Source organism: Janthinobacterium paucivorans, from assembly GCF_051380805.1.
GTDB lineage: Bacteria > Pseudomonadota > Gammaproteobacteria > Burkholderiales > Burkholderiaceae_D > Janthinobacterium > Janthinobacterium lividum_D.
Genome location: NZ_JBNYXR010000032.1, coordinates 1 through 4,370 on the forward strand (window position 1 = coordinate 1; position 4,370 = coordinate 4,370).

The following is a 4,370-nucleotide window of genomic DNA, read 5'->3' on the forward strand; positions in this document are numbered from 1 at the left end:
GTGTGAAAGTAGGTTATCGTCAGGCTTGTTATTTGGTGCAACAGCCCCCGGCTGTTCCACCTTGAGAAAAACCCCGCCAGTGATGGTGGGGTTTTTTTTCGTCTGCTGGTTTTAGTGAGCCCAAGCGAAGGCTGGGGGGGGCCGACCCCGGCTGTTCAGCGCTACAGTGTTGCATAGACCATAAGCACATATACGGATGGATTATCAACATCTCTGCGCCCAGCGGCCCATCATCGTTGCCTATCTGCTGTCTAATCGCAGCTGAATTGTAAGTGTTAGCGCATATTTTTGCGTAATTAAGGCGAAGTTAGCCGAAGTTGTCGACTAGATTTACTTTTTACGTATGATGTCAGTGGGGTTTAGCGGCAGCCCCCGCTGGTAGCCATGGTTTCAAAGTAAGCAATTTTCATATACACCTTATGGTCTGCCTGGATTGCTTCTTTTTTGATGTATCTGTTGTAGAACTTGCTTTGGGGCCAGGACGCGTTGGCTTGGAACGCAAAATTACGTCACAATCGCCCTGTTGAGTTGTCGTTTCATATAAAAACAGGAGTTCCATGAACGAGCAGATTGCGAGAGAAGTGGTCTTGGTCCGTGCTATTGAAACGGCCGACCAGAAAAAAGAAGTCCTTAGCGAGGATGACCGCATGTACGCCAGCCGCAGCGCGCGCGAACTTGCTCAGTGGCAGGCTTCGGGTAAGCAGGCCGAAGTCACGGCTGACGACTTCCTGCAGCAGCGCTCCGAGCTGATCATCAAGCGTATCACCGAGCGCACCCCCGCCTTCGCTGCCTTTGCGAAGCGTCGCCCAGGTATGAAGACTCTGGCGCTGACCTTGCCGTTGTTGGGCCTGCTGTTGGGGGCCGGACTTGACCGCATCACTGATCCCCACCGCGTCGACCTGCTGTCGGCGCCTTTGCTGCTGATCATCGCCTGGAACGTGCTGGTCTTCCTGAGTTTGTTGATCTGGCTATGTATTTCCTCGCGCTCCCTGAGTTGGCCGAAGGCGGGGCTGGTGCGCCACCTGAGCGTGGGCCGGCTGGCCCTGCCGCGCAAGCTGCCGCACGCCTTGTCCTCGGGCTTGCTCAGTTTCATGGGGGAATGGGCACACTTGAGCGCTAAGCTGACGGCAGCGCGTCTGAGCCGTACCATTCACTTGAGCGCCGCCATGTTCGCTATCGGCGCCGTCGCCTCGCTGTACACACGCGGTTTCCTGTCACAGTACGCGGCTGGCTGGGAAAGTACTTTTCTGAATGCCGGCCAAGTGCATAGCCTGCTTTCGACTCTGTTTGCACCAGCTATTGCCCTGTTCCATTTACAAGGTTTTTCGCTGGCGGAAATCGAGGCGCTGCGTTTCCCGCAAACGACGACCGTGGAGGGCGGCGCGCGCTGGGTGCATTTGTATGCGGCAACGATTTTCTTGCTGGTTGTTGTTCCCCGCCTGATCCTGGCCCTGCTCAATCATTGGCGTGCCGCCCGTTTGGCCAAGCACTTTCCAATGGATCTGGATCAACCATATTTCCGCAAGCTCAATGAAAGCATCGGCGTGGCCACGGGTGGCATGCTGCGCGTCTTGCCGTACAGCTTCACTGTCGATGAGGCACGCCACAAGGGCTTGGGCGAGCTATCCATCATGCTGTTTGGCGAGCAGGGGCGCATGATGTTGCGTCCATCGACGTCGTATGGCGAAGAGCCGCAGGACGTCCTGCCCGGCACCAACTTGGACGATCCGCAAGTCAATATTACGGCCGTGCTATTCAATCTGACGGCGACGCCGGAAAAGGAAAATCATGGCGCCTTCCTCGATTACCTGGTGCAATCGTCAACACGCGGCATCGCCGTCCTGATTGATGAGTCCAGTTATCTGGAGCGCGCTGGCGAGCAGGTGCAGAATGCCGCCCGCTTGGCGGAAAGAGTCGCGTTGTGGCAACAGTTCTGCCTCTTCCATCAAGCCCCGGCCACCTTGGTCAATTTGCTCAATCCTGGCTTGCACCCGCTTGATGCTGGTGTTGGCTTGAAAGTATCGGCCGTAGCATGAGTGTGAATGTGAGTGTGAATGTAAATAAAGAGGGACAGGATGATGCGGTGCAAATTCAGTTTGCACTGATTTCACATACGAATAATGGTAAGACCACCCTGGCACGCACCCTGGTGGGTGTCGATATCGGCGAAGTGCGCGACGCCGCCCACGTGACCGTGTTTGCGGAGTCGCATACCTTGCTGGCGACCCCGCAGGGCGATGTCCTGCAACTGTGGGATACGCCCGGCTTTGGCGATTCCGTGCGCCTGCTCAAGCGCTTGGGGCAGGCTGGCAACCCTATCGGCTGGTTCTTGCGCGAAGTATTGGACCGTTATCGCGACCGTCCGTTCTGGCTCAGCCAGCAAGCGTTGCGCACGGCCAAGGATGCTGCCGACGTGGTGCTGTATCTGGTGAATTCCTCGGAACATCCTAAGGATGCGGGTTACTTGCCGGCAGAAATGAAAATCCTCGAATGGCTGGGCAAGCCCGTGGTGGTTTTGCTCAATCAGATGGGGCCGCCACGTCCAGGTAATGAGGAGCACAGCGAGCAGGCGCGCTGGCGCGAACATTTGCAGCAGTATGGCATTGTGCGCGACGTCCTGGCGCTCGATGCCTTTGCCCGCTGCTGGGTACATGAGCGCGTGTTTTACGAAGCCATGGGTAAATTGTTGCCACAGCCGCAGCAAGCTGGCTATGCGCGTTTGTTTGCTGCCTGGCAAGCGGAGAATATGGCGCGCTTCCAGCAGGCCATGCGCTTGCTGGCTGTGCAGCTGGCCGTCGCAGCCCAGGATCGTGACGCCATTGAGCCCGTCTCCAAGGGCTTGCTGAAATCGGTTTTGCAGGTAGTGGGTATAGGTAAGAATGCAGAGCAGCAACGTCAGGAAAAGGCGATGGCCAGCCTGGTGGCGCGACTCAATACGCACAGCAGTGAAACGACACGCGAGCTGTTGATCTTGCACAAACTCGACCCCACCGATGCGCACAAGATTAATGCGCGGGTACGTGACAATTTTACCGTGCGCGCGCCGATCGACAAGGCGCAAGCGGGGCTATTGGGGGCTATGATTTCCGGTGCGGCAACGGGCTTGTCGGCCGACCTGATTTCTGGCGGCCTGACCCTGGGCACGGGGGCTTTGCTTGGCGGTGTGGTCGGCGCATTGACGTTTGCCGGCGCAGCCTGGGGTTTTAATTCCGGTACAGAGCGTAATGAACCCAGCATGCAATTTAGCGATGCTTTCTTGCGTACCCTGGTGGTGGCGGGCGTGCTGCGTTACCTGGCGGTGGCGCACTTTGGCCGTGGCCGCGGCAACTTTGTGGAAGGCGAGGCACCGACATTTTGGCAAGATGAGGTGGAGCAAGCGGTTGCGTGCCACGATGCTGCTTTGCTTGAGTTGTGGAAAGATGTGCGCCGGGACAAATCACCCGAGCAAGCCACCGAGCGCGTCCACGCCGTGATTACCACCATTAGCTCCGATACTCTGGCGCGTCTGTATCCAGATGTGGCGCGCCTGGTGTAACTAGTCAGGCGCGGGCCTGCAGCGACTGCGGCAGAAATTGTGCGCAGGCCCTGACCTTGGCCGAGTTCGACAGCCGCCAGATGGCCATCGCATAGATATAGGTAGTCCGTTGATAGGCGGGCAAAATGCGCAACAGCTAGTCTAGCGACAGGCTGTTTTCCACAGCCTGTGTCGAGTGCAAGAGGATGCCGTGGTGTCCAGCCTCCATTGATGCACGCTCTTGCCGTGACCACTTATGCTGACCCGGCGCGTGCTTCGATGCAGCAAACGCACTTGCAGCGCCACTTCCAGCATGCTGATGCGCTTGCTGACTGCCTGGTTCTTGCGCCGTGGCGGCGAAACGGGTCTTATGGGTGGCCAGGAAAATCGGCGTAGACCTTTCAGCGGCGGTGTATTTTTCATCGATTAATCACCCAATGCGGATACTGCAATTGTGAACTACCTGCTTGTATTCGGATGTGGCGCCAGTACCATCAACGCATCCATCGACATCCTGTCCGACCTTGGTTCCGCTTGGCTGGGAACATTGTTGAAATAAAGCTTGCCGCCTATGGGCAGCTTTGCTATAGTTCGCCTCCCCAATGAGACGCACTAGTTTGCTGCACAAAAGGGACAGCCTTCAAGGGCTGGGTAGTAAAAAAGAAGGTTGACGGATTTAGCGAAATGCTTCATACTCTTTCTTCTTCGCAGCTGACAAACACAACGCTTTGTCGATAGCGCGAGAGTGGTAAATAAGTAGTACCGAATACGTTCTTTAACAATTAACAGTCGATAAGTGTGGGCATTTGATGTAAGTGCAGCAGCGATCTTCGGATCGCTGTAAAACTTAAAATAT

At 56.4% G+C, this 4,370-nt stretch carries 2 protein-coding genes and 1 pseudogene; 2 read left to right on the forward strand and 1 reads right to left on the reverse strand.

Translation table 11 applies throughout. The features are described from left to right. Positions 1-557 precede the first annotated feature (557 nt). Positions 558-2,036 (forward strand): DUF2868 domain-containing protein, encoded by a 1,479-nt coding sequence (locus ACQ4V8_RS21705; RefSeq protein ID WP_436572186.1) that lies wholly within the window; start codon positions 558-560, stop codon positions 2,034-2,036. After that, the gene (locus ACQ4V8_RS21710; protein WP_070345960.1) at positions 2,033-3,535 is read left to right on the forward strand and encodes a DUF3482 domain-containing protein; all 1,503 of its coding nucleotides are present in this window, start codon (positions 2,033-2,035) and stop codon (positions 3,533-3,535) included. Before ACQ4V8_RS21705 ends, ACQ4V8_RS21710 begins: the two co-directional genes overlap by 4 nt. Positions 3,536-3,739: 204 nt before the next feature. On the opposite strand, the pseudogene ACQ4V8_RS21715 reads toward ACQ4V8_RS21710, so the two are convergent. Continuing rightward, positions 3,740-3,847: pseudogene (locus ACQ4V8_RS21715) on the reverse strand (LysR family transcriptional regulator); the annotation flags it as partial. Positions 3,848-4,370: the final 523 nt, after the last annotated feature.

What these genes read in the sequence shown, in the direction of transcription:
- ACQ4V8_RS21705 (WP_436572186.1), top strand. Translation starts at nt 558, where the DNA reads ATGAACGAGCAGATTGCGAGAGAAGTGGTCTTGGTCCGTGCTATTGAA.
- ACQ4V8_RS21710 (WP_070345960.1), top strand. Translation starts at nt 2,033, where the DNA reads ATGAGTGTGAATGTGAGTGTGAATGTAAATAAAGAGGGACAGGATGAT.